Genomic DNA, 23,838 nt, shown 5'->3' on the forward strand with positions numbered 1-23,838 from the left:
AGGGGGATGTATTATGGCTATAGAAAAAATGAACCTGTTGAATGTAACCTTTCAGCATGAAAATACATTTGACATGTTGGTGAAAATAAAAAATATGACTGCTTTTCATCCTCAGAAAGCAACTAGTTTAATTAAAGATGTCAAACATGTTGAAGTGATGCCTAAAGATGATTCTTATGATAAGATTTTGACTAGAGTCAATGAACTGAGTGTACGCTTAGGATTGAATTTAGAAAAACTACCTTACCATAATGAAAGAATCAATGTTGAAAAAGAAAATCAATATCTTGATGAAATTGAAGCGGCACTTGACAAGATTGAAAAAGTTAAGAAAGAATTAGTAGCTGAAAAAGATGAAAATGATGCGACTCAAGTAATATTGGAAAATATTGAGGGTCATGAATTAAATCTAGATCACTTATTCAACAGCCATTATTTAAAAGTGAGAGTTGGTCGTATCCCTACAAGGGATGTGGCTAAATTAGAATACTATGATGGATATCCGTTTATACTTCGTGTATATAAGGAAACATCACAGTATACTTGGTGCGCTTATATTGCTGTAAATAAAGATGTATTAGAAATCGATAATATCTTTTCTTCAATCGGATTCGAAAGAATTAGAGTACCAGCATTCGTGCATGGAACGGCTAAAGAAGCGCTTGAAGAAGTGAAACAGGAAAGCAAAGCAATGGATGGGTACATTGCAAAAATGGATCAGAGAATCAGTGTGCTGAAAGAACAGCATCGTTTGCAGCTGAATGAGCTTTATACCAAAGCTATTTGTCTGCAGGATTTATATTCGATTCATGAATGTATTATCGATTACAGTAATTCTGCGGCTGTCATTGGATTTGTAGAGACAGATAAACTAGATTCGATTAGAAAAGAATTTGAACAAATTGATGGGGTACAGGCTTTGACTTTGCCGAGCAATATTTATCAAAGTCAAAAAGTTTACCCACCAATCATTCGTAAAAACAATAAGATAATCAAACCATTTGAAAAATTGGCAAAGGTAAAACAATATGGAGATGTGGATTCAGCACCTTTTATTGCTGTACTTTGGATGTTGTCATTTGGTATCTGTTTAGGGGATATTGCTTTAGGAGCAGTATTAAGTGTAGCTGGATTCTTATTTGCCAAGAAATCAGATACATGGAAGATCATTAACCGTATCGGTATAGCCACTTTAATATTTGGTTTGCTTTATGGTAGTGCGGCCTATTCACTTGTCTATCCGGCGATCATTTCCCTGCCGATCTCTTTGCCAATGCGTTTTGCCTATCTGGCAGGAACATTAGTATTGGGATATTGGCTAACAGGATGTCTATGTGCGATCATCAAGAATATTCGTTTAAAAAAAATGAGTGATGTGATCTTTGGCTTCTGTGGAGTAACCGGTCTGATTATTTTACTTATCGTCGCTGTTGCAGCGTTTGAAGAAGTACAATTTGGTCAAAACATTCTGAACTTACCATTGGAACTAGTTGTTGCGGTAGCAGTTGTACTAACTATTTTCAAAAATAAAATTAAAACTATTTTTGGAAAACAAAATACAGCTTAATGTAACAATGAAGGGAGAAAGAATATGGCAATTGCAAAGATGATGCTTTTGGATATCGAGTTCAATCAAGAACAATATGATGAAGTTTTATTGAAATTAATTGAACAAGATAACCTCCATCCGGAGCCAGCATCTAAATTTGTAGATTCAGTACATGGACTGTCGGTATTAAATCGTGAAAATCCATATGCTGATTTATTATCACGTATGACTCAAGCCAGTGAACAATACGGGTTTAAACTGGATGAGGTCAAAGTAGAAAATAATGTAATGAATGTAATTAAAGCTGATTCATTCTTTTGCGATATTGCAGAGCAAGCCGATGCATTCAATCGTGTAAAGAAAGAGTTGGATATCGTAGTTGAAGAAAATAATGATGCCATGGTGCAGTTGAACCATGTCGCAGGAATGGAAGTCGATTTTGATGACTTGTTCTCTTGTAAATACTTGCAGGTGCGTTTTGGTCGTTTGCCGATCAGCAATGTGGATAAACTGCAATATTACGAAGGACAACCGTTTATCTTAAAAAGATTCCATGATGATTTCCAATATACATGGTGTATGTATATCACAACACCGTCTAAAGCACCGGAAATCGACAATATTTTCTCATCACTGTATTTTGAAAGAGTGCATATTCCGGAATTCGTTCATGGGACTCCTGAATTAGCGATTTCAGAAATTCAAGAAGAAACAAATGCAGCACAAAAGATGTCAGATGATTTGGCAGGACGTATCGTCAAGCTATTTGCTGATAATAAAGCTGAATTAGATCGTATTTATACGATTGCTCTTCATTTGAATAAAACATATGAAGCACAAAAATATGTTATCGTATTGGGTGGCAAATCAGCAATTATGGGATTTGCGGCTAAGAAAGATGCAGAAAAGATTAAAAAAGATTTTGAAAGCATTGAGGGCGTTGAAGTTAATGTTCGTCCTGGTACAGGTGATTCACGTTTGACACCGCCAAGTAAATTATCTAACGGATGGTTCTCAAGACCATTTAAAATGTTCGTTGAAATGTATGGTGTACCTGCCTATACCGATATTGATCCAACACCGTTTGTAGCATTAACTTACACATTGCTGTTTGGGATCATGTTTGGGGATGTTGGGCAAGGCTTATTGCTGTCTTTAGTTGGATTTATCGCCTATAAAAAATTTCATATGGAATTAGGGGCAGTAGGAATTCGTTTAGGGTTCTCAAGTACGATCTTTGGATTTGTGTTTGGATCTGTCTTTGGTTATGAAGAACTGATTTCACCATTGGTGCATCCAATGGCAGAAGAAACGACTATGACTTTATTAATTGGTGCAATTAGTATTGGGATTTGTTTAACGATTATTTCAATGCTGATTAATATTTATACAAACTTAAAGAAGAAGAACTATGGAGAAACGCTGTTCTCACAAAATGGGATTGCCGGATTATTATTCTACGGATCTATCTTAGTATTAGCTTTGTTAACTGTTTTAGGAATGAATGTGCTTAATCCAGTTACAATCATCATCTTTATCGTAATTCCATTGTTTGCCATCTTCTTAAAAGAACCGTTAACTAGAAAATGTTTTGAAAATGAACCATTGTTCCCGGAAGGGTTTGGGGCATTCTTTACAGAAGGGTTCTTTGAACTATTTGAAGTTGTGTTAACATTTGTTGCCAATACCATGTCTTACTTGCGTGTTGGTGGATTCATCTTGTCCCATGCCGGAATGATGCTTGTTGTTTATACGCTGGCAAACATGGTCGGTGGTATAGGATATTGGATCGTATTAGTCATTGGGAATATCTTTGTTATGTGTTTGGAAGGACTTATCGTCGGAATCCAAGTATTGCGTTTGGAATTCTATGAAATGTTCAGCCGTTACTATGAAGGAAATGGTATTCCGTTTACAACTATAAAGGATAAATAATTATTGGAGGATTTATAAAATGACAGTATTAGAATTTATTTTACCAGCTTTAATCATTGCTTTAATTTCATTACCATTAGTAAAAATGTTTACAGGAAAAGTGAACGCTAAATCAGCTAAATGGCGTTTAACTACTCATATCTGTAGTTTCTTAGCTGTTGTATGTGGAGTATTCTTATTCCAAGCTAACGGTGTATTTGCTGCTGAAGGTGCCGCTAGCATCGCCGGAACAATCGCTCAAGGTTTAGGATTTGTTGGTGCTGCTGCTGCCACTGGTTTCTCAGCATTAGGTGCAGGGATTGCCGTTGCTGCTGCTGCTCCTGCTGCTATCGGAGCTTTCTCTGAAAACGAAAAGAACTTTGGTAAATCATTGATCTTCGTTGCCTTAGGTGAAGGGGTTGCGATCTACGGATTATTAATCTCTATCTTAATTATCAACAAATTATAAAAATGAAAGGTGTCTGATTATATGAAATTTTTCTTAATCAGCGATAATACAGACACACTAATGGGATTAAGATTAGTAGGGATTGAAGGGGTCGTACTTCATGAACGTCACGAGTTTTTAGTGAAGCTTGAAGAGAAGATGAAAGATCCTTCAATCGCTGTAATTTTAGTTACTACAAAGCTCATCGAGCTGTGTCCAGATATTATATCTGAAGTCAAATTAAAACAACCCAAGCCTTTAATTGTTGAAATACCGGATCGTCATGGCGAATCTAAGATCGGTGAGACGATTGACAGATATGTATCTGAAGCAATTGGGGTTAAACTATAGGAGATATGTGTTATGCAGAATATCGAACAAGTATTTCTCTATATGAAAGATGAAATCACATCAGTAGCAAGCAAAGAACGTCAGGCTATTCTTGAAGAAGTGAAAAAACTTGAAGAACAAGCGGATCAACAAATGAAAGAAGAAGCAAAAAGAGATGCTGACTTGCAAATGAGTCAGGAATTAGCTGAAATTTCTTCTACAGCTTCTGCTGAGATTTCTGAAAGTCATAGCGAAAGAACAAAAAAACTGATTGAAAAAAGAGATGAATATGTCAATAACGTATTTACTCAAGCAAAAGATAAATTAGTTGAATTTACCAAGAGTGCTGATTACAGCGATTTCTTAATTGAAAAAGTGAAAAAAGCAGCGACTTATGGATTAGAAAATTCAGTGATGTATGTAAGAGAAGCTGATTTAGCTTTGAAAGATAAATTAGTGGCTGCTTATGGAAAGGATATTACCGTACAAACAAGTGAAGATATCACAATCGGTGGTTTTATCATTGAAAATAAAGCAGATAAATTGGTGATCAATGAATCACTGGACAGTGCTTTGGAAGGCCAAAAAGATTGGTTCTATAAAAACTCTGGTTTAATTATTAAGTAGGATGCAGGCGTTGTCCTGCTGGAGGTGACAATGTGAGTAATAGTGTAATTTATTCAATCAATGGTCCCGTCGTTAAAGTAAAACAAGCAACTGAATTCTCAATGTTGGAAATGGTATATGTAGGAGAAGCACGTTTAATGGGAGAAGTTATCTCTGTTAATAAAGACTTTACTACGATCCAAGTTTATGAAACAACAACAGGATTAAAACCGGGAGAACCAGTATACAGTACTGGAAATCCTATTTCAGTTACTTTAGGGCCAGGGATTTTAAGAAATATTTTTGATGGTATCGAAAGACCATTGCAAGAAATGGCAAAAGAATCTGGTGCTTTCATTGCAACAGGAAGTAACGTTGCGCCACTAGATGAAGAAAAACAATGGGATGTAACAATGATCGCTAAAGTTGGCGATGAAGTATCTGGCGGGTTCATTTATGCGACATGTCCGGAAACGGATTTAATTGAACATCGTTGTATGGTTAGTCCGTTCATCAGCGGTAAAGTCATTGAAGTAAAACCAAGTGGGTTATATCGTGTCAATGATGTTGTGATGAAAGTAGAAGATAAAGAAGGCAACATTCATGAATGCAGCCTTTGCCAAAAATGGCCAATCAAAAAATCAAGACCAGTAGCAAAGCGTTTACCGATTTCTCGTCCATTAGTAACCGGACAGCGTGTTATTGATACTCTGTTTCCAATCGCTAAAGGGGGAGCAGCAGCGATCCCTGGTGGATTCGGTACAGGGAAAACCATGACTCAGCACCAGTTAGCAAAATGGTGTGATGCAGACGTTATCGTTTATGTAGGGTGTGGAGAACGTGGAAACGAAATGACACAGGTATTGGAAGAATTTAGTGAGTTGATTGACCCTAAGTCAAACCGTCCGTTAACAGACAGAACAGTATTGATTGCCAATACGTCAAACATGCCCGTTGCGGCTCGTGAAGCAAGTATTTATACTGGGGTAACATTAGCTGAATATTATCGTGACATGGGATATCACGTGGCGATCATGGCAGATTCAACTTCTCGTTGGGCTGAAGCATTGCGTGAAATTTCAGGGCGTTTGGAAGAAATGCCCGCTGAAGAAGGGTTCCCTGCTTACTTGCCGTCAAGACTGTCACAGTTCTATGAACGTGCGGGGTATATGGAAACATTAAACAATAAAGAAGGTTCAGTAACAATTATCGGAGCTGTATCTCCTCAGGGAGCGGACTTCTCTGAACCTGTAACTCAGAATACAAAACGTTTCGTTCGTTGCTTCTGGGCATTAGATAAAGCATTAGCTTATGCAAGACATTACTTCGCGATTAACTGGAATCAAAGTTATAGTGAATATGTACCGGATTTGGAAAGATGGTTTAATAAAAATGTAGGTCCAAAATTTGTTCGTGACCGTCAAGATTTAGCTTCTATTTTAGCCGAAGAAAGCAAGCTGATGGAAATCGTTAAATTAATGGGATCTGATGTATTGCCAGATGACCAAAAATTAATTATTGAAGTAGCTAAAGTAGTGCGTGTTGGATACTTGCAGCAAAATGCATTCCATCCGGATGATACTTATGTGCCGCTAGAAAAACAGTTAAAGATGATGGAAGTTATTCTTTACTTGAATAAGCGAGGAAAAGAATTCGTTTCTTCTGGTAAACCGATTCGTTTATTAGTAGAAACAGGAATCTTTGAAAAAGTAGTAAAAATGAAATATGATGTGCCTAATAGTAATATTGCTTTATTAGATGATTATATGAATGATATCGATGAAGCGATTGCTAGTATTGCGTAGAAAGGAGTATTACTATGAGTCTTCAATATATAGGTCTTAGTGAAATTAATGGATCATTAGTCGTACTGGATCACGTACAGGGTGCATCTTATGATGAAATGGTTGAATTACAATTAGATAATGGAACTACCCGTTTAGGACGTATTGTTCAGATCGAAGGAGAACGTGTCGTTGTTCAGGTATTTGAAGGAACGAACGATCTTTCATTATCAAATACGAAAACAAAATTAGTTGGACATCCAATGGAATTAGCTCTATCTAGGGAAATTCTAGGAAGAGTATTTAGTGGAGCTGGAAAGCCAATCGATGGACTAGGGGATATTTATGCTGTTAAAACTGCTGATATTAATGGTCAGCCATTAAATCCGGTTGGGCGTGTTTATCCAAGAAACTATATCAATACAGGGATTTCTTCAATCGACTGTTTGATGACTTTGATTCGTGGACAGAAATTACCGATCTTCTCAGGATCTGGGATGCCTCACAATCAATTAGCTGTACAAATCGTTAAGCAAGCCAAAGTTGCCGATGATAACGGTAAGGGATTTGCCGTTGTCTTTGCTGCAATGGGGGTAACGAATGACGTTGCGGATTATTTCCGTCGTTCATTCGAAGAAGCCGGTGTTATGGAAAGAGTGGTTATGTTCTTGAACTTATCAAACGATCCAATCATCGAACGTATCTTAACACCTCGCTGTGCTTTAACAGCTGCAGAATACTTAGCCTTTGAACACAACATGCATGTATTGGTTATTTATACTGATGTTACTTCATATTGTGAAGCTTTACGTGAGTTCTCATCAAGTAAAGGTGAAATTCCAGGGCGTAAAGGTTATCCAGGATACTTGTATTCTGATTTAGCTTCATTATATGAAAGAGCCGGAATTATCAAAGGGGCAGAAGGATCAGTTACTCAAATTCCAATCCTGACTATGCCTAACAACGATATTACTCACCCGGTACCTGACTTAACCGGATATATTACGGAAGGTCAGATTACGTTGGATTCAGAATTGAATGCGATGGGAATATATCCGCCAATTGGAGTCTTACCATCACTTAGCCGTCTGATGAAAGATGGTATCGGTGAAGGCTATACAAGAGCGGATCATTCAGATGTTTCAAACCAGTTATTTGCCTGCTACAACCATGTACAGGAAGTACGTTCATTAACATCTGTTATCGGAGAAGATGAATTATCTCCTACTGATAAAAAATATATGGAATTTGGAAAATTATTTGAACAACACTTTATTAACCAGGGATTCGATGTCAATCGTAGTATCGTAGAAACTTTGGATTTAGGATGGAATTTACTTTCTGTCTTGCCTAAAGGGGAATTAGACCGTATCGATAACGCTGTTGTAGATCAGCATTATGATCATGAAAAAGCTATAAAAGATTTCGGACTAAGCGAAGATACGATTATTAAAGAATTGCACAACGCAAACGCGGCAGGTAATTAATTATGGCAGCGCAAGTTTTCCCAACAAAAGGGAATCTGATTGCAACTAAGAAATCCTTGGAACTGGCGAACCTTGGTTATGATTTGCTTGATAAAAAAAGAAATGTCCTGATTCGCGAAATGATGAACCTGTTGGACGATGTAAAAAAGATTCGTGATGAAATTACGAGTTCTTATCAAAGAGCTTACTACGCTTTGCAGGAAGCTAATATCTCACTAGGGGTTATTACCGATATCGTTGAAGCAGTACCGATTGATACGGGATTAAGTGTCAGCTATCGAAGTGTCATGGGAGTCGAACTGCCAACAGTAAAATACGATAAACAGCCAATCCGTTTAGGATATGGATTTGAAAGAGCCAATTCAAAAGTGGATTATGCTTATCGCTGCTTCTATCACGTTAAAGAATTAACTGTCATTTTGGCAGAAGTAGAAAACAGTGTTTACCGTCTGGCAAATGCCATTCGTAAAACACAAAAAAGAGCGAATGCTTTAAAGAATATTTCTATTCCTGAATTTACCAATACAGTTAAGTTCATTACTGAGGCCTTAGAAGAAAAAGATCGTGAAGAATTTACGAGACAAAAAGTAATTAAGAATCAAAAAGACAGTTTAGCACAAAGCAGCTAAGCTGTTTTTTAAATTTAATACGGGAGATCATTAAACAGTGAATTTAATAATAGTGAAGAGACAATTGTTCAAATACTTTTAATAAAACTTTTAAAAGCATCAATGATCTATATTTATAAATGTAAAATTTAACAAGAAAAGGAATCTATGGAGCAGCAGCCACAAAAGTGGGACCGCACATTTAGGATTCCTTTTTATATACTTGGTGTGAGAATAAAGGGGGAGAACTAAAGTATTCTGTAAATAAAAATCTATTTTATAATCTTAATTCGTAATTTCCGATAATTTCCAAATCATTGTTGACAATGATAAACGCATGAGGGTCCTCAGCGGTCAGTAACTGTTTTAGCTGCTGGATTTCATATTTAGATAATACTGTCACGATGACATAGGTATCTGTTTGTGTATATCCGCCAGTCCCTTTCCAATAAGTAGTACCGCGTCGCAGATTCTCAATAATCTTTTTATATAAATTCTCTTGTTTTGTGAAAATCATGACACTGGAATTAATGTTTTGTAAATGAATCTTATCCACAACAATGGAATAAACAGCAGAATAAATAATAGAATAAATAGCGACTTGAAGATCAAATAAAAGTGCACAGGTGCTATAAACGATAGCATTGATGATTAAAGTCATCTTTCCAACACTAAAATCTTTAAATCTTTGGGTAAAATATAATCCCAATACATCTGCTCCTCCGCCTGAACCACCTGCTCGCAAGGTAAGACCGACACCTGCTCCTGCCATTAATCCACCAATCAGACAGGCAGTAATTTGTTCATCAATGATCGGAATCTGAGGAATCGCCAATATTGAAAATAATATCGTTTGAGTAATGACACTGAAAACTGTTTTTAAAAATAAATCTTTCCCAAATTTAGAGTAGGCTAAGAATAACAGGGGAATATTGATAAGAAAGTTAATAATCCCCGCTATATCAAATCCTACCGGTAAATGAATATAATCTTGCAGTAATGATCGGATGATCTGTGAGATACCCACAGTACCGCCATTATAAAGACCAACCGGAACGATAAACCAGTTTAATCCGGCACAAAATAGTAATGAGCCAATAAACATCCACATATATTCTTTATTTTTCTTAGAATTTAATCGTTTCATATTATCCTACTTTCTATTGAGTTTACAAGCTTTAATAAAGCATTTTAAAAGGAACCTCAGATATTATCAACTATATGGTTCCCATATTTTATATTAAACAATATTATTTTCCTTTTTCCATGCCTGCAGTTCTTCATCACTGATATCTTTTTTTGTTTGGTTATAATATTTATTATTATCTTTCTTTTCTGACGGCAGATAACTAAATAAATCAATCATCCCATTATAAATGCCATACGCCTCAAATACATAAACCGCCCCGATTAATTGAACAATCAGTTTCTTAGTTTTATAGATCGTAGCAGCATCGCCCTCTTTACCCTCCGTATAATAAAAACAGCGTGGGCCTTTTGATTTTATGAAATGATAATCTTTCACAGTATTTAATGCATTGACAATCTTGTGAGTAACAGGTGAAACAATAACGACAACCATATCTCTAATCTCCTTTATAATCATATTGTAAGGGCTTTTATATAGCCTCTAAAGATAACCCGCCTAAAGCGAGTAACCACGATAATCTTTTTAGTTATTTTACTTATCTATTGTATCATATTTAGACAGAAATTGAAGAGAAAAGATGACTAAAATTATATTAAAAAAGTTTTAGCACTCATATTGACAAACTGCTAAAATGAGCTATAATAGTCTTAGCACTAGAAAGTATCAAGTGCCAGAAGGAGGAATTAATATGTTGAAACCACTACATGATAATGTCATCCTGGAAAAAGAAAAGGTAGAAAATAAGACTGCAAGTGGCATTATATTAAGTGACAAACCAAAGGAACAGCCATCAGTTGCGAAAGTAATCGCAGTAGGCGAAGGAGAAGTCGTTGATGGAAAGGTGATTCCAATGCACGTCAGCGTTGGTGACAAGGTCATCTTTAAGCGCTATGGCGGAACAGAAGTCACAATTGATGATCAGGATTATCTGATTGTCTCACAAAAGGATATTCTAGCAATTGTTGAATAGGAGGAAGAACAATGAGTAAAGAAATACGTTATTCAAAAGATGCAAGAACTTCCATGTTGAAGGGAGTCAACTTACTAGCTGATGCCGTAAAAGTGACATTAGGACCAAAAGGACGTAATGTTGTATTAGATAAAGGATATGGATCTCCGTTAATCACAAACGATGGGGTCAGTATCGCAAAAGAAATTGAATTAGAAGATACATTTGAAAACATGGGTGCTAAACTTGTTTATGAAGTTGCTAACAATACAAATGATGCAGCCGGGGATGGAACAACAACCGCTACAATTTTAGCTCAGTCAATGATTCAAAAAGGATTAAAGGCTGTAGAAAAAGGAAGCAACCCGGTTTTAATGCGTGAAGGGATTGAACTTGCCAGCAATGCTGTCGCTAAAAAACTGTTAGATAAATCACGTAAGATTGAAACAGGCAATGACATTGCTTCGGTAGCGACAATCTCATCAGGAAGCAAAGAAATCGGAGACATCATTGCCGAAGCGATGGATAAAGTAGGAAAAGATGGTGTTATCAATGTGGATGAATCAAAAGGTTTTGATACATCATTAGAAATCAGTGAAGGAATGCAGTATGATAAAGGATTTATTTCACCTTACATGGTAAGCAACCGTGAAAAGATGGAAATTGAAATGGAAAATTCATATCTGTTGGTGACAGATCAAAAAATCAGTACAATTCAGGAAATCCTGCCTATTTTAGAAAAAGTAATGCAAGCTAACAAACCATTGTTGATCATTGCAGATGATATTGAAAATGAAGTTGTCTCAACGATCGTTGTAAATAAATTAAGAGGAACTTTCAATGTTGTCGCAACAAAAGCACCTGGCTTTGGGGATAACCAAAAAGATATTTTGAATGATATTGCTACTTTATCAGGCGCTAAATTCTTCGCTAAAGATTTAAATATGGATATTAAAGATATTCAGTTAGAAGATCTTGGAACAGTAAAGAAAATCATTGTAGATAAAGATCATACAACACTGATTGGCGGAGCGGGTGCTGAAGAGGAAATGAAAGCCCGTATTGATGAAATCCGTTCTCAGATTGAAAACAGCAGCAGTGACTATGATAAAAAACGTTATCAGGAACGTTTAGGAAAATTAACGAATGGTATTGCTTTAATTAAAGTAGGTGCAACGACTGAAACTGAATTAAAAGAAAAGAAATTAAGAATCGAAGATGCCTTAAATGCAACAAAAGCTGCAGTCAGTGAAGGAATCGTAATTGGCGGTGGTGCAGCTTTAATTGAAATTTATAAAGAAATCAGAGATGAATTAAAATCAGATGTATTAGATGTTCAGAAGGGAATCAATGTCGTTTTAGATTCATTGAGCATCCCATTATATCAAATTGCCGAAAATGCCGGATATGATGGAGATGACATTGTTCGTGAACAGTTAGTCAAAGCAGAGAATGTTGGATTTGACGCTAAAACCGGTCAATGGGTAGATATGTTTGATACAGGCATTGTAGACCCAACCAAAGTAACAAGAAGTGCAATCTTGAATGCAGGGTCTATTTCCGGATTATTTATTACGACCGAAGCTGCAGTCGGAACAATCAAAGAAGCCGAAGCACCAGCAATGCCACAAATGCCAATGTATTAATAATTAGGAGCTTAGGCTCCTTTTTTTATTTTCAATTCACATGAAAACATATATAATGATAGTTAAGGATAAAATAATTGATGGGGAGGAAAAGAACAATGGAAAATGAATCACACTTAAATTCTCTCCAGTTTTATCAGGAAAATATTTTGAATGCGATGGAAGCGTTGGAAAACTTTTATAAAGAAACAACTAATAATACAGTAAAGAATCATTTAAAAGTGATGACAGATGATTTAAGTGCTTTATTTGATTTTTATAGTAAACAGGCATGTATATCTAAAGGATCGTTCATGGTGATCAGCAATTATATATCGGCAGCTTTAGATTTATTAAATCTTGAAAAGAAATATAATGCAGAGGGTAATCAAAATATTCCGATCCATATTGAGACGCCAATTCAAGAATTATGCCAATCGATTGATATTGAAGTGCGGAAACTCTGTATAAAACATATAATTTCAGCCTTCCGCAAGGTCATCGAAATAAAGGATAACTCTCCTTTCCAGCAGGAAAAAGATCTTAAACAGATTAAAAAAACTTTAGCTTTATTAAAACAGGCTAAAACGCTAAATTTACGAAACGATATAGTCTCAGAAAAAAAAGTCAAAAGAACGCATTCTATTTTTAAGTTTTCTTTTGAAGCTATAGTGGGCAGCGTGATATGCTGGTTTTCTTTCATCGTGCTTTGGCCTAGTAAATATACGGATAATCTGTTCATCAATGCAGCTGTTGGCTTAATTCTTTATGTCATATTTCATTTCTGCATAAAACGCTATATTAACGTTGAAAAAACAGAGGATACACCAAAGGGTAACCAACTGATTATTGAACAGGAGTTAAAGATAGATCAGAAAGCAATGGATAATAAAGCTAAGAAGCAGATCGTGTTATTGAAAGATTATAATGAAAAGATTCCGGATGAGAAAGTGAGTCAGGATATTGAGGCGATTATTCATTTAGTAGAAGCCATCATGGAGTATCTTGAAAAATATCCAAGTCAGGCTAGTTCGATGAATAAGTTTTTAGATTACTATCTGCCAACTGTCATGAAACTTTTAGAAGTATATCAGCTATATGATGAAATACCTAATTTAAGTGAAGATATGAAAGCAACATTAATAAGGATAGAAGATTCATTGGAAAGTATGAAACAAGCTCTGAATAAGAAAATAGAACAGTTTTATCAGGAAGAATCAATGGTTACAGGAGCGAACATTGCAATGCTGAATACCTTGCTTCATCAAGATGGGCTGCTTGATGATCCACTGGATGAATTAAAAGGAGGAATAACAGATGAGTGAAGATAATGTCGATTTAGTCTACAGTGTGTATATTCCTTCATTTGCACCAGCAGTCATCCTGCTTGTTTTCTGGACTTTCTTTTATTTCACAGCCCCTAAATCACTTTTATATAATATCCCGGCAGATATTTTTATTTGCTCAGTCATTTATGGAGTAGCTCGTCTTTTCAGCAATGGCAAAAGAGTGCGGGCAAGAGTTGTTGGAAATCGGTTGGGGAAATTTTTAAAAGAGAATCAGAAAGAGTCTTTGGAACAAATGAAGAAAGAAATGAATCAGTATATCACCACTTTAAAAGAGGATAAGGAAAACATTGAGTCAGATCGTTTAAATGATGAACTGGAAAAAATGATCGTGATCATTAAAATCATGCTGCAGTATGCAATTGATAATCCCGATCAAATAGAATCATTGCAAAAACTGTTTGAATCCTATATGTCTCCTTTTATGGAGCTATTGACGATGTATATCAAATATGAAAGAGATCCAATGATCTGCAAAGACATGCAAGAAGGACTGCAGGAGATCGAAAAAAGCAGTCGTTTTGTAAGGGAAGAATTAGAAGAAAAAATACAGGGTTTCTACAGTGATAAAATTACAGATGTGACAGCAGATATTGCGGCTTTAGAAACGATGCTGAAACAGCAATAATGATAAAAATATTAAATAAGATAGGGAGAGAAAGAAAATGAAATATACAATACGTCCGATTCAACAAGGAGATGAAGTAGGGATCAATCGTTTGCGCAGGATGCCGGGAGTATTTGAGAATATCCTCGGTATACCCTCTGAACGACTGGAAAGAAATCGTGAAGGCATAGAAAATTTAGGTGTGAATGATCACCGTTTTGTTGCCGTGAGTGAAGATGGAGAGATCATCGGTGACATTGGATTAAGTGTCGAAGGAAGTCCACGTCGCCGCCACTGCGGAACGATTGGTATTATGGTTGATCATCGCTATCAGAATCAGCATATCGGCAGCAGTCTGATGGAAGCAGCATTGGATATTGCGGATAATTGGCTGATGCTTGTAAGAGTGGAATTAAATGTTTTTGTAGATAACGAGAAAGCTATTAATTTATATAAGAAATATGGATTTGAAATCGAAGGAACACAACGTAAAGCATCTATTAGAAACGGAGCATATGTAGATGAATATATGATGGGAAGGATCAAAAAGTCCTAATTGAAAATAAACGAAAACCATGTATAATGTTAATTAAAGGATGTGCAAAAAATGGGGCAAATGACAATTAAAAATAAAATTCGCTCACCGTATCCATTTTATGGAGTAGGTATTTTTTGCTTAATCTATGCTTTCGTATTTGATCTGTATCGGATAACCGATTATTTTATTTTGACAGGACTTGGGATAGTGGTATATGTAGTGTTAAAAAGTGTTTTTTTTCACGATGTAACAACACAAAAAACGGTGAATTCTGATTCTGTTGAAAATACCTTGACTTTAGTTGAGATGGAAAAAGAAGCGGCGACACAATTGCAGGCTTTAAATGAGCTGAACCAAGGGATTGCAGATGAAAAGATTAGTCAGGATCTTAATGAAATTGTCAGTACGATTAAGCAGATATTCAAATATTTGCGCGAACATCCAGAGGATACAACAAGTATAAGAAAACTGTTAGCTTATTATTTACCGGTTTTAATCGAATTACTTGAAACCTATGCTCACTATGAAACGCTGAGTGAACCAAAAGGAAAAGTAAAAGATACAGCTGGAGAAATCGAGGGAGCAGTAGAAATGATGAAACAAGCCATTCATCATAAGTATGAGGAGTTATATCAAAATCAGATGATTGATACCAATGCAGAGATTGAAGTGCTAAAGACAATGCTGCATCAAGATGGTTTATTGTTAGATGAAATGAAAGAGGAGAGAAACTAAATGGAAGAAAAAGAAGTAAAAATGCCAACTTTGACATTAGACCCGTTAGGAGAAAGTGCGGCGGTTGAAGAACCTAAAATCAAACCTGTGGAGGAAGCACTGCCGGAATCTGATTTGGAAGAATCAAAATTAACACCGGAAGAAAAGAAATTAGTAGAAGACTTTTCAGAAAAAATTGATATTACAAATTCTCAGTTAGTTTTACAGTATGGGGCAGCAGCTCAAAATAAGATTTCCGGATTTTCAGAATCTACTTTGGATAAAGTGCGTACAAAAGACCTTGGCGAAATAGGAGATATGGTGTCTTCTTTAGTCGGAGAATTAAAAGAAATGGACATGGGAACGGAAGAAAACAAAGGGTTCTTCGGAATGTTCAAAAAAGCAAGAAGCAAGACAGAAGAAATTAAAGCCAGATATTCTAAAGTGGGATCAAATGTAGATAAGATTACACGTAACTTAGAAAATCATCAGGTGACATTATTAAAAGATATTGCCATGTTAGATCAGATGTATGAATTAAACATGACAAACTATAAAGAATTAACACTTTATATTTTAGCGGGTAAGAAAAAACTGGAAAAAGCAAAAGCAGAAGAACTGCCTAAATTGGTGGCAAAGGCTCAGCAGACTCAAACACCGGAAGATTCACAGGCAGCTAATGACTATGCCAGTTTAATCAACCGTTTTGAAAAGAAGATTCATGATTTGGAACTGACTCGAATTGTAGCAATTCAAATGGCACCGCAGATTCGTTTAGTTCAAAATAATGATACGCTGATGGCGGAAAAGATTCAGTCTGTCATCGTCAATACAATACCGTTATGGAAATCACAAATGGTATTGGCATTAGGGATTCAGCATTCACGTGAAGCAATGGAAGCACAAAGAAGTGTAACGGAAATGACAAACGACTTATTGAAGAAAAATGCAGATACATTGAAAATGGGAACGATTGAAACAGCGAAAGAATCTGAACGTGGTATCATTGATATAGAAACATTAAAGCATACAAATCAATCTTTAATCGAAACGTTGGATGAAGTAGTGAAAATTCAAGACGAAGGTAAACAGAAACGTATTGAAGCTGAAAAAGAATTACAGCGTATTGAGGGAGAATTGAAACAGAAATTATTAGATATTCGTGCATAGTAAGCAGGTGAACACGAATGAACTTTAAAAATTATAAAACAGCCGCCATGATCATGGGATTAATGATCGCGGCGGCTGTCTTTTTAGGCGGAAGCAAAGCCGTTATACAAAAAAGTGATCAAATTGAATCCATCTATGTTCAGCAGCTCCAGCCGGAATTGGAACGTCAGTCCCAGTATGCGGCGAGCCTGATTGTTTTAGCGAAGAATGAGAATAAGGATAAGAACTTAATCGAACAATTGGAAGCAGATTTAAAAATCTTTAATGAGACCACAGCTAAACATGAATTATACATTGCTTTTGTTAAGCTGCAATCTTCGTTTGACGCTCTTAAAATCAGTATGGTAGGACAAATGTCAGTAGTGGAAAATGATCGCTTGCTGAATCAGATTTATCAAAACTTTTATTCAGCCTATGATCTGATTTCACGTTCAAAGGAGAATTATAATCAAGCGGCAAAGAAATGGAACGAGGAACTGACTCATTTTCCGATTTCCATATTTAAAGAAATTGTTGGGAAAGGGAATGCAGAATTATTTGCATGATGGATAAGATAATGAAAAAATATGTGATTATTCTAATCAGTTTATTCATTTTTATCGTCACAATAATCCCCATCCACGCAATTGTTGAGGATAATGGACAATACTGCAATGATAGTGCAGGTATTTTATCTTCTTCTACGATCTCACAAATTAATGCGAAGGGCAGAAGATTAGAAAGACAAAGTGGTGCACAGGTAGTTGTTGTGACGGTTGAAACAACTGAAGGTTTGTCTGTCTCAGATTATGCTTATCAGTTATTTAACAGTTGGGGACTTGGAGATGAAAAGAAGAATAATGGAGTATTGATTCTTATAGTAACTAAGCAAAAAGATTATTGGATTATGCAGGGGGATGGAATTAAGTCGATTGTTTCCGATTTATTCCTCTCCAATGTCGTATATAACTATGAGTTTAATGATATGGTGGATTATGGCAATAATTATGATACCCGAATAGAGGGAGCCTATAACAGCATTTGTTCTAAACTGGACGCTTATTATTATTCTATTTCTAAGGAAACGGTTCAGCTTACCTATCCGATCAAAGTGTTTTTGAGTGCAATATGGAGCGGTATCGTCATTTTATTGGCATATCGTATTAAAAAAAATAAGAAAGCATTAAAGGAATTAGAAGGTGCTGAAATCTTGGTGGAGCCTAAAAAACTTTCGGTGATTTCTACAGAGAAAGAAAAAGCACCACCAGTCAAGAAGAGCGAACCTAAAAGACCAGTGAGTGAGAAACAAACCCCACCGCCAGTTACACCCACAACGATCATTTATGAAGAAACACCACGCTATACCTCTAAACCAGTAGTCAAGTCATCGAGTTCAACGACGCATAAGCGCAGCAGCACCAGAGTTTCTTCACCGATTTCCAGACCTGTCTCTAAGCCAAGCTCACCATCTTCTTCCTCAGTAAGTCGATCAAGAGGCAGCGGCGGCGGACGTTCCAGCGGGGGTGGAGTAGGCAGACACTAATAAACATGAGGTGATCCTCATGTTTTGTTATGGGGAATAGAAAGGATATTGTATCTTAATAGGATTTTTGGTAAGATATAACATGTATTATTAAAGGAGAGAAAGTATGGCAAACAATAAGAAAAACGATGCAATAACCGCAATGGAAGTTGATTTTGCTCAATGGTACACCGATGTCTGCCGCAAAGCAGAATTAATGGATTATTCAAGTATCAAAGGTTTTATCATTTATCGTCCTTATGGGTATGCATTATGGGAAAGAATTCAAAGCTATTTAGATCAGCGTTTCAAGCAGACCGGACATGAAAATGTCTATATGCCGATGTTGATCCCACAGTCACTATTGCAAAAAGAAGCAGATCACGTAGAAGGGTTTGCACCGGAATGTGCAGTAGTTACAAAAGGTGGTTTGGATGAATTAGAAGAACCACTTATTGTACGACCGACTTCAGAAACATTATTCTGTGAACACTACGCAAAAATAGTAAACTCATATCGTGATTTACCAAAAAAATATAATCAGTGGTGTTCTGTTGTCAGATGGGAAAAAACGACACGTCCTTTCTTACGTGGATCAGAATTCTTATGGCAGGAAGGACATACTATTCATGCCAGCAGAGAAGAAGCACGTGAAGAAACGTTAGCTATTTTAGATATTTATGATGAACTAGCAAGAGATCTTTTGGCGATTCCGATGGTCACTGGGCGTAAAACCGAAAAAGAAAAATTTGCCGGAGCAGAGGAAACCTATACAATTGAAGCTCTGATGCATGACGGAAAAGCATTGCAGTCTGGAACTTCTCATTATTTTGGACAGGGATTTGCGAAAGCCTTTAATATTAAGTTCTTAGATAAAGATGGAAAGCAAAAATATATCTATCAAACATCTTGGGGTGTTTCAACACGTTTATTAGGGGCGATTATCATGGTTCATGGAGATAATAATGGATTAGTATTACCGCCGCGCATTGCCCCTACACAAGTTATCATCGTGCCAATTCAACAGCAAAAGCCGGGGGTATTGGAAAAAGCTAACGAAGTAGCAGATCAGTTAAAGGCTGCTGGTATTCGCGTGGTAGTTGATGATAGTGATAAATCACCGGGATGGAAATTTTCAGAGGCAGAAATGCGTGGTATTCCATTGCGAATTGAATTAGGGCCAAAAGATATTGAAGCGAATCAGTGTGTCATTGCTAAACGTAATGATGGAGTTAAGCAGACGAGATCATTATCAGAGGACTTAGTACAGATCGTTCAAGATTTAATGGATCAGATTCACGATGAAATGTATGATCGTGCCTTGAAACATCGTGACAGTAATACGCATACTGTTTCTACTTATCCTGAATTTAAGGAAGTCTTGGAAACAAAAGGCGGATATATCAAAGCGATGTGGTGCGGCGATGAAGAGTGTGAAAAGAAGATCAAGGATGAAACCGGAGCTTCTACACGCTGTATCGTTGAAGGCAAAGCACATTCTGATAAATGTATCTACTGTGGAAAAGAAGCAAAGAAGATCGTTTATTTTGCGAAAGCATATTAGAATATAGTATGAATAAATAAAAAATTAACACAGCTTTATAATGATATGAGTATACCTTCTATATACGACATTTAATTTGTGTTGTCTGCTTTAAAGGAAGTATATCATAAGATAGGGCTGTGTTTTTTTTATTGGCAATGCTATTAAAATTGTTCATCATATCGGAAGTATAATAAAGAGATATATGCTCCTAATTATATATATAATATAAAGTGAAGAAAACTATAATATTCATAGGGATATTAATGATATGTATGGACATATAACAGGGAATGCTGTTTTGAGTGATAGGGTATATTGGATGTTTTTATTGAGGGCAAACAGAAATAAATGATAATTAGAGGCAGGATGAGAGATATAAAACGGTGATTTTGTCATCGTTTTTTATTCGTGTTTATAGTATAATGAATGTTGAGGTGAAACATATGCAATATATGAGTAGAGAAGAGCGATTACTGCCTATCACGTCTGTAAGAAATACACGTGATTTAGGCGGATATGAAACACAGAGCGGGGCTTATACAAAATCACATAAATATGTGCGTTGTGCGGGAATGGATAATTTAACAGAAGTAGATCGCCAATATTTAATTGATTATGGAATGCGTGCAGTAATTGATCTGAGAAGTGCAGCAGAACGTCAAAAGGAACCTAATGTCCTGATAGATGACGATATCATTAAATATTACAGTATTGATCTGTTTGGTGGCGGAGATGCCGTATTAGTTCCTCAGAACATGGATTTTAAAGACATGGGAGATTTATACTGTGTCTTATTAGATCAAGCTCAGCCGGCAATTAAAGAGGTATTCAAGACATTCGTGCAATATCCTTATGATGGTGTTATTTTTCATTGTTCAGCAGGAAAAGACCGTACCGGAGTTATTGCCGCATTGCTGCTTGATTTAGCTGGATGTCATGAATATGATATTGTGAAAGATTACTCTGAATCTTATGAAAATAATATGGAGATTAATGAAAAATTAGAGAAGATGCTTGAACCTGGACAGGTTCGTTATCTGTATTCAGAACCATTATATATAATGAAAATGCTGAATCATTTGCGTGATCATTATGGAAGCAGTCAGGAATATTTAGTAGAGATTGGGTTAACCAACGAAGAAATCGACGAATTAAAAGAAAATTTTACATTTTAATGAGTAATTCCTCCTAATGTATAGAATATTTACGTTAGGAGGATTATTTTTATGACAGATTTAGATAAAATGAGTTTAAAAGAGAAAGATAAGTTATTAAGGGGAATTATTCGAGAATATCAGAAAGCACAATTGCAGCTAAGAGTCATTAATGAGAAAGAATTTTATCCACAGCTTCAATATAACGTCATCAAGGATCGTCATGCCCCATATAACCATTTAGAAACATCTATGATCAATTATATAGAAAAGAAAGAAAACTTAGAAACGGTTGTCACTTTTATTGATGGAATTTTAGCTTCATTGCCTAAAGAAATCTATCAGCTGATCGAAAAGGATTATTTAAACCCGAATAAAAGGGAGTGGTGGAATGAATACTATTCACGTTCTACTTATTATCGTTTACGCAAGAAGGCACTAGATGATGTTTTATTTTATTTAATAAAATGATATAATAAGTCTAAGAGGTGAAAATAATGGATTATTTAGTAAAAATTACAGAAGTTTTGGAACCAAAGTTAAAAGGAAAAACATTAACAGAAGAATCAAACTTTAAAGATCTTGGAATTGATTCATTAGATTTAGTGGACTTAGTGTTCCAAATGGAAGAAGCTTTAGATGTACAGTTTGAAGATGAAGAGTTGTTAACAATTAAAACAGTCGGTGATTTAATTCATTTAGTAGAAGCAAAAAGACAATAATCATGAATACCTATCTTGAGATAGGTGTTTTTTTATGAGCGATAAAATATAAATAATTATTCATGAAATAGTCAATCCTCTCTTTTTTAAAGGAAATACCTTAATTGCTTGGAATAAGTAAACTGAGGTGATAAATTTGGAGAGAGAAACATTAGACTTTTTATTAAATCAGCTTTCACTTACATTAAGCAAATATCAGGATTTAAATCTTCTGAAAGAGGATTTGATGGAATATGCGGCATTCATGAGTGATGTTTATCAACAGCCTGATTACTTTAGTGATTTTTATATAATAAAGCAGCATTTCTTAAAATATTTAAAACTACACCATTATCATTGTCGGGATTTTACCTATTTTCAGCGACATCTGATTTTACGCTGTCTTTTTGAAAACTACACCTTTAAAGAATTAGATCAGTTTGTAAAAAGAAAGCTGAGTGATGAAGAGATGGAAAGTGCCTATCAAAAATATTTCGGAACATAAAAAGGACTACTTTCGTAGTCCTAGATGAACAATTTTAACTTCCAGCATCAGTAAGATCACAAGACAGATTGTCCAGGCAAAGACACCTATCATATCAATGTTTAAGCGTGCTAAGTAAAGCTGTGCACCAATTCCGGTTCGTGTTTGAATCAATACCTCTGCCATCACGCCGATTTTAAGGCTTAAAGGCAGAATCGCATCAATCGCTGAATAAATATAAGGCTTAATGAGCGGCAGGTATACTTTAAAGATCAAAAACGGCATCGGGTGTTGGTATTGACGAATGATATCGATCAGACTGGCATCAATGTTTTTCATTCCCGTCAGAATGTTATGATAGACGATCGGAAATGTCATTAGAAGAATAATGATGAGAATACACATAAACTGATCAAACCAGACAAGCAGAATAATCATGTAGGAAATCTGCGGAATGGTTTGCAGAAAGGAAAGAATAGGATTTAGGAAAGCCTCGATCTGTGAATGGAAAGAGGCAAGCAATCCTAAGCTGATTCCCAGTATAAGTGCAATCAGAAAACTTAAATTTGCACGGAGAAGGGTTGTTGCCACCGCTCCATAAAATTTACCTGATAACAGCATTTCGTAGATTCTCGTAAAAACATGGATGGGCTGAGGCAGCAGAACTTCTCTGGCTGTCAGCATCGATAGAAGCTGCCATATACCGATCAATAAAATGATCGATAAGCATTTTTTATTCATTCAATAACATGCTGTTATCAAAATCAATATTAAATTCTTTTAAGAAAGTTGTGATATCGTTTGTAACTTCTTTTGCTTTCTTATATTTAATGTTTTGTTTGTCTAAAGATTTTAAAGTAATTTCTTTGCTAGGTAATTTTAATGTATCTACACCGATAGTGTCTAAATAACCGTCAATGCCACTGAAACCGCCGTCACAATATTCCTGAATCTTTTTAGTGACTTCTTCAACCGTTTTACTGTCTTTAGCAAAAATAGCGGCTTGCGGATATCCATATTCCGTTCCTTTAGCATCTGCGTAAGCTTGCTGAAGATCCATTAATACTTGCAGTTCAATGCCCTCGCTTTTTGCTTTGGCGATAGTTGCGGTAGCTAATGGTTCGGCGAGCAGTCCTACTTTGTTTTGACCGCTTAATAGCTGCGCCTGTACATAATTTCCGGCATTATAGTAATTAGCTGTTAGGGCAGTATCAACATTGGCAGCGTTATAGATTTTTTCCGGTACGGCACCCTGACCAAATAAAGCGATCTCACCTTGTTCGTTCAATGCTTCTTGACTGGTTCCGACTAAATAAAGGTTTCCCCAGGTAATGATACTGTCTAAACGATAATCAGTTTGATTAGTGGCAATCAATTTTCCGCCAAGATTGATTGGTGCGACAATGAGATCATATTCACTGTCTTTTTTAGAAAGTTCGGCAATCAAAAGGTCTGTTCCTTCTACGATAGTGACGTTATGATCTCCATAAATGCTAGTGAGCGCCAATGATGGCGCACCACTAGGACAAAGGATATTTAACTTTTTATTTTCAGTTTTTGGACTGCTGCATCCTCCTATTAATAAAAGTGTACAACATAATAGATATTTAATAAACTTCATATGACT

General features: G+C 35.9%; 26 protein-coding genes. 22 read left to right on the forward strand and 4 right to left on the reverse strand.

Translation table 11 applies throughout. The features are described 5' to 3' along the window. Positions 1-13: 13 nt before the first annotated feature. The 8 genes from ACLRVU_RS13330 to ACLRVU_RS13365 are packed head-to-tail and all read left to right on the forward strand — an operon-like array spanning position 14 to position 8,747. Entirely contained in the window at positions 14-1,567 is a 1,554-nt protein-coding gene (locus ACLRVU_RS13330; protein WP_412892223.1) for a hypothetical protein, read from the forward strand. Positions 1,568-1,591: 24 nt separating this feature from the next. Next, complete coding sequence (locus tag ACLRVU_RS13335; protein WP_147550796.1) at positions 1,592-3,484, forward strand: V-type ATPase 116kDa subunit family protein; 1,893 nt, start codon at positions 1,592-1,594, stop codon at positions 3,482-3,484. Positions 3,485-3,503: 19 nt separating this feature from the next. Then, the gene (locus tag ACLRVU_RS13340) at positions 3,504-3,932 is read left to right on the forward strand and encodes an ATP synthase subunit C (protein WP_147550793.1); all 429 of its coding nucleotides are present in this window, start codon (positions 3,504-3,506) and stop codon (positions 3,930-3,932) included. Positions 3,933-3,953: 21 nt separating this feature from the next. After that, positions 3,954-4,262: a V-type ATP synthase subunit F gene (locus tag ACLRVU_RS13345; RefSeq protein WP_147550791.1), complete on the forward strand. Its 309-nt coding sequence runs from the start codon at positions 3,954-3,956 to the stop codon at positions 4,260-4,262. 12 nt (positions 4,263-4,274) lie between these two features. Continuing rightward, positions 4,275-4,868: a V-type ATP synthase subunit E gene (locus ACLRVU_RS13350; RefSeq protein ID WP_147550789.1), complete on the forward strand. Its 594-nt coding sequence runs from the start codon at positions 4,275-4,277 to the stop codon at positions 4,866-4,868. 32 nt (positions 4,869-4,900) lie between these two features. Beyond that, complete coding sequence (locus ACLRVU_RS13355) at positions 4,901-6,652, forward strand: V-type ATP synthase subunit A (protein WP_147550787.1); 1,752 nt, start codon at positions 4,901-4,903, stop codon at positions 6,650-6,652. 14 nt (positions 6,653-6,666) lie between these two features. Further along, entirely contained in the window at positions 6,667-8,118 is a 1,452-nt protein-coding gene (locus ACLRVU_RS13360; protein ID WP_412096844.1) for a V-type ATP synthase subunit B, read from the forward strand. A 2-nt stretch (positions 8,119-8,120) separates the two neighbouring features. Next, entirely contained in the window at positions 8,121-8,747 is a 627-nt protein-coding gene (locus ACLRVU_RS13365; protein ID WP_147550783.1) for a V-type ATP synthase subunit D, read from the forward strand. A gap of 256 nt (positions 8,748-9,003) precedes the next feature. Here ACLRVU_RS13365 and ACLRVU_RS13370 read toward each other — a convergent pair whose 3' ends face one another. Together ACLRVU_RS13370 and ACLRVU_RS13375 are read right to left on the reverse strand one after the other, a co-directional pair. Beyond that, positions 9,004-9,873, reverse strand: coding sequence for a YitT family protein (locus ACLRVU_RS13370; protein ID WP_412892224.1), 870 nt, complete (start codon positions 9,871-9,873; stop codon positions 9,004-9,006). A 93-nt stretch (positions 9,874-9,966) separates the two neighbouring features. Then, positions 9,967-10,308 (reverse strand): hypothetical protein, encoded by a 342-nt coding sequence (locus ACLRVU_RS13375; RefSeq protein WP_412892225.1) that lies wholly within the window; start codon positions 10,306-10,308, stop codon positions 9,967-9,969. Between the two features lie 256 nt (positions 10,309-10,564). On the opposite strand from ACLRVU_RS13375, the gene groES reads away from it, so the two are divergent. From groES to ACLRVU_RS13445, 14 genes are all read left to right on the forward strand, one after another. After that, entirely contained in the window at positions 10,565-10,846 is a 282-nt protein-coding gene (gene groES, locus ACLRVU_RS13380) for a co-chaperone GroES (RefSeq protein ID WP_147550777.1), read from the forward strand. 11 nt (positions 10,847-10,857) lie between these two features. Then, on the forward strand, positions 10,858-12,471 hold the full coding sequence (gene groL / locus ACLRVU_RS13385; protein WP_412892226.1) for a chaperonin GroEL: 1,614 nt from the start codon (positions 10,858-10,860) through the stop codon (positions 12,469-12,471). A gap of 98 nt (positions 12,472-12,569) precedes the next feature. Beyond that, entirely contained in the window at positions 12,570-13,775 is a 1,206-nt protein-coding gene (locus ACLRVU_RS13390; RefSeq protein ID WP_412892227.1) for a 5-bromo-4-chloroindolyl phosphate hydrolysis family protein, read from the forward strand. Then, positions 13,768-14,424, forward strand: a complete 657-nt coding sequence (locus ACLRVU_RS13395) for a 5-bromo-4-chloroindolyl phosphate hydrolysis family protein (protein ID WP_412892228.1) — start codon at positions 13,768-13,770, stop codon at positions 14,422-14,424. The genes ACLRVU_RS13390 and ACLRVU_RS13395 overlap by 8 nt, the downstream gene beginning before the upstream one ends. Positions 14,425-14,461: 37 nt before the next feature. Further along, entirely contained in the window at positions 14,462-14,959 is a 498-nt protein-coding gene (locus ACLRVU_RS13400; RefSeq protein WP_412892229.1) for a GNAT family N-acetyltransferase, read from the forward strand. Positions 14,960-15,010: 51 nt separating this feature from the next. Beyond that, a complete protein-coding gene (locus ACLRVU_RS13405; RefSeq protein ID WP_412892230.1) occupies positions 15,011-15,676 on the forward strand; it encodes a 5-bromo-4-chloroindolyl phosphate hydrolysis family protein in 666 nt (221 codons plus the stop codon). Further along, on the forward strand, positions 15,677-16,825 hold the full coding sequence (locus ACLRVU_RS13410) for a toxic anion resistance protein (protein ID WP_412892231.1): 1,149 nt from the start codon (positions 15,677-15,679) through the stop codon (positions 16,823-16,825). 17 nt (positions 16,826-16,842) lie between these two features. Next, positions 16,843-17,370, forward strand: a complete 528-nt coding sequence (locus tag ACLRVU_RS13415; protein ID WP_412892232.1) for a hypothetical protein — start codon at positions 16,843-16,845, stop codon at positions 17,368-17,370. Between the two features lie 11 nt (positions 17,371-17,381). Then, the gene (locus ACLRVU_RS13420; protein ID WP_412892233.1) at positions 17,382-18,347 is read left to right on the forward strand and encodes a TPM domain-containing protein; all 966 of its coding nucleotides are present in this window, start codon (positions 17,382-17,384) and stop codon (positions 18,345-18,347) included. Between the two features lie 106 nt (positions 18,348-18,453). After that, entirely contained in the window at positions 18,454-19,890 is a 1,437-nt protein-coding gene (gene proS / locus ACLRVU_RS13425) for a proline--tRNA ligase (RefSeq protein WP_412892234.1), read from the forward strand. Positions 19,891-20,315: 425 nt separating this feature from the next. After that, positions 20,316-21,047: a tyrosine-protein phosphatase gene (locus tag ACLRVU_RS13430; RefSeq protein WP_412892235.1), complete on the forward strand. Its 732-nt coding sequence runs from the start codon at positions 20,316-20,318 to the stop codon at positions 21,045-21,047. Between the two features lie 51 nt (positions 21,048-21,098). Beyond that, the gene (locus tag ACLRVU_RS13435) at positions 21,099-21,497 is read left to right on the forward strand and encodes an MG284/MPN403 family protein (RefSeq protein ID WP_147550755.1); all 399 of its coding nucleotides are present in this window, start codon (positions 21,099-21,101) and stop codon (positions 21,495-21,497) included. A gap of 26 nt (positions 21,498-21,523) precedes the next feature. Beyond that, the gene (locus ACLRVU_RS13440; RefSeq protein WP_412892236.1) at positions 21,524-21,748 is read left to right on the forward strand and encodes an acyl carrier protein; all 225 of its coding nucleotides are present in this window, start codon (positions 21,524-21,526) and stop codon (positions 21,746-21,748) included. A 136-nt stretch (positions 21,749-21,884) separates the two neighbouring features. Next, on the forward strand, positions 21,885-22,232 hold the full coding sequence (locus tag ACLRVU_RS13445) for a hypothetical protein (RefSeq protein ID WP_412892237.1): 348 nt from the start codon (positions 21,885-21,887) through the stop codon (positions 22,230-22,232). Between the two features lie 6 nt (positions 22,233-22,238). Here the strand turns inward: ACLRVU_RS13445 and ACLRVU_RS13450 are convergent, their stop codons facing one another. Both ACLRVU_RS13450 and ACLRVU_RS13455 read right to left on the reverse strand, forming a co-directional pair. Then, a complete protein-coding gene (locus ACLRVU_RS13450) occupies positions 22,239-22,952 on the reverse strand; it encodes an ABC transporter permease (protein ID WP_412892238.1) in 714 nt (237 codons plus the stop codon). Beyond that, positions 22,945-23,832, reverse strand: coding sequence for a hypothetical protein (locus tag ACLRVU_RS13455; RefSeq protein WP_412892239.1), 888 nt, complete (start codon positions 23,830-23,832; stop codon positions 22,945-22,947). The genes ACLRVU_RS13450 and ACLRVU_RS13455 overlap by 8 nt, the downstream gene beginning before the upstream one ends. Between the last annotated feature and the right edge of the window lie 6 nt (positions 23,833-23,838).

The sequence above is a fragment of the Beduini sp. genome, assembly GCF_047239305.1.
Taxonomy (GTDB): domain Bacteria; phylum Bacillota_I; class Bacilli_A; order Erysipelotrichales; family Coprobacillaceae; genus Beduini.

Bases quoted from the DNA above. Each gene is read 5' to 3' on its own strand.
- ACLRVU_RS13330 (WP_412892223.1), top strand. From the start codon at position 14: ATGGCTATAGAAAAAATGAACCTGTTGAATGTAACCTTTCAGCATGAA.
- ACLRVU_RS13335 (WP_147550796.1), top strand. From the start codon at position 1,592: ATGGCAATTGCAAAGATGATGCTTTTGGATATCGAGTTCAATCAAGAA.
- ACLRVU_RS13340 (WP_147550793.1), top strand. From the start codon at position 3,504: ATGACAGTATTAGAATTTATTTTACCAGCTTTAATCATTGCTTTAATT.
- ACLRVU_RS13345 (WP_147550791.1), top strand. From the start codon at position 3,954: ATGAAATTTTTCTTAATCAGCGATAATACAGACACACTAATGGGATTA.
- ACLRVU_RS13350 (WP_147550789.1), top strand. From the start codon at position 4,275: ATGCAGAATATCGAACAAGTATTTCTCTATATGAAAGATGAAATCACA.
- ACLRVU_RS13360 (WP_412096844.1), top strand. From the start codon at position 6,667: ATGAGTCTTCAATATATAGGTCTTAGTGAAATTAATGGATCATTAGTC.
- ACLRVU_RS13365 (WP_147550783.1), top strand. From the start codon at position 8,121: ATGGCAGCGCAAGTTTTCCCAACAAAAGGGAATCTGATTGCAACTAAG.
- ACLRVU_RS13370 (WP_412892224.1), bottom strand. From the start codon at position 9,873: ATGAAACGATTAAATTCTAAGAAAAATAAAGAATATATGTGGATGTTT.
- ACLRVU_RS13375 (WP_412892225.1), bottom strand. From the start codon at position 10,308: ATGGTTGTCGTTATTGTTTCACCTGTTACTCACAAGATTGTCAATGCA.
- groES (WP_147550777.1), top strand. From the start codon at position 10,565: ATGTTGAAACCACTACATGATAATGTCATCCTGGAAAAAGAAAAGGTA.
- groL (WP_412892226.1), top strand. From the start codon at position 10,858: ATGAGTAAAGAAATACGTTATTCAAAAGATGCAAGAACTTCCATGTTG.
- ACLRVU_RS13390 (WP_412892227.1), top strand. From the start codon at position 12,570: ATGGAAAATGAATCACACTTAAATTCTCTCCAGTTTTATCAGGAAAAT.
- ACLRVU_RS13395 (WP_412892228.1), top strand. From the start codon at position 13,768: ATGAGTGAAGATAATGTCGATTTAGTCTACAGTGTGTATATTCCTTCA.
- ACLRVU_RS13400 (WP_412892229.1), top strand. From the start codon at position 14,462: ATGAAATATACAATACGTCCGATTCAACAAGGAGATGAAGTAGGGATC.
- ACLRVU_RS13405 (WP_412892230.1), top strand. From the start codon at position 15,011: ATGGGGCAAATGACAATTAAAAATAAAATTCGCTCACCGTATCCATTT.
- ACLRVU_RS13410 (WP_412892231.1), top strand. From the start codon at position 15,677: ATGGAAGAAAAAGAAGTAAAAATGCCAACTTTGACATTAGACCCGTTA.
- ACLRVU_RS13415 (WP_412892232.1), top strand. From the start codon at position 16,843: ATGAACTTTAAAAATTATAAAACAGCCGCCATGATCATGGGATTAATG.
- ACLRVU_RS13420 (WP_412892233.1), top strand. From the start codon at position 17,382: ATGAAAAAATATGTGATTATTCTAATCAGTTTATTCATTTTTATCGTC.
- proS (WP_412892234.1), top strand. From the start codon at position 18,454: ATGGCAAACAATAAGAAAAACGATGCAATAACCGCAATGGAAGTTGAT.
- ACLRVU_RS13430 (WP_412892235.1), top strand. From the start codon at position 20,316: ATGCAATATATGAGTAGAGAAGAGCGATTACTGCCTATCACGTCTGTA.
- ACLRVU_RS13435 (WP_147550755.1), top strand. From the start codon at position 21,099: ATGACAGATTTAGATAAAATGAGTTTAAAAGAGAAAGATAAGTTATTA.
- ACLRVU_RS13440 (WP_412892236.1), top strand. From the start codon at position 21,524: ATGGATTATTTAGTAAAAATTACAGAAGTTTTGGAACCAAAGTTAAAA.
- ACLRVU_RS13450 (WP_412892238.1), bottom strand. From the start codon at position 22,952: ATGAATAAAAAATGCTTATCGATCATTTTATTGATCGGTATATGGCAG.
- ACLRVU_RS13455 (WP_412892239.1), bottom strand. From the start codon at position 23,832: ATGAAGTTTATTAAATATCTATTATGTTGTACACTTTTATTAATAGGA.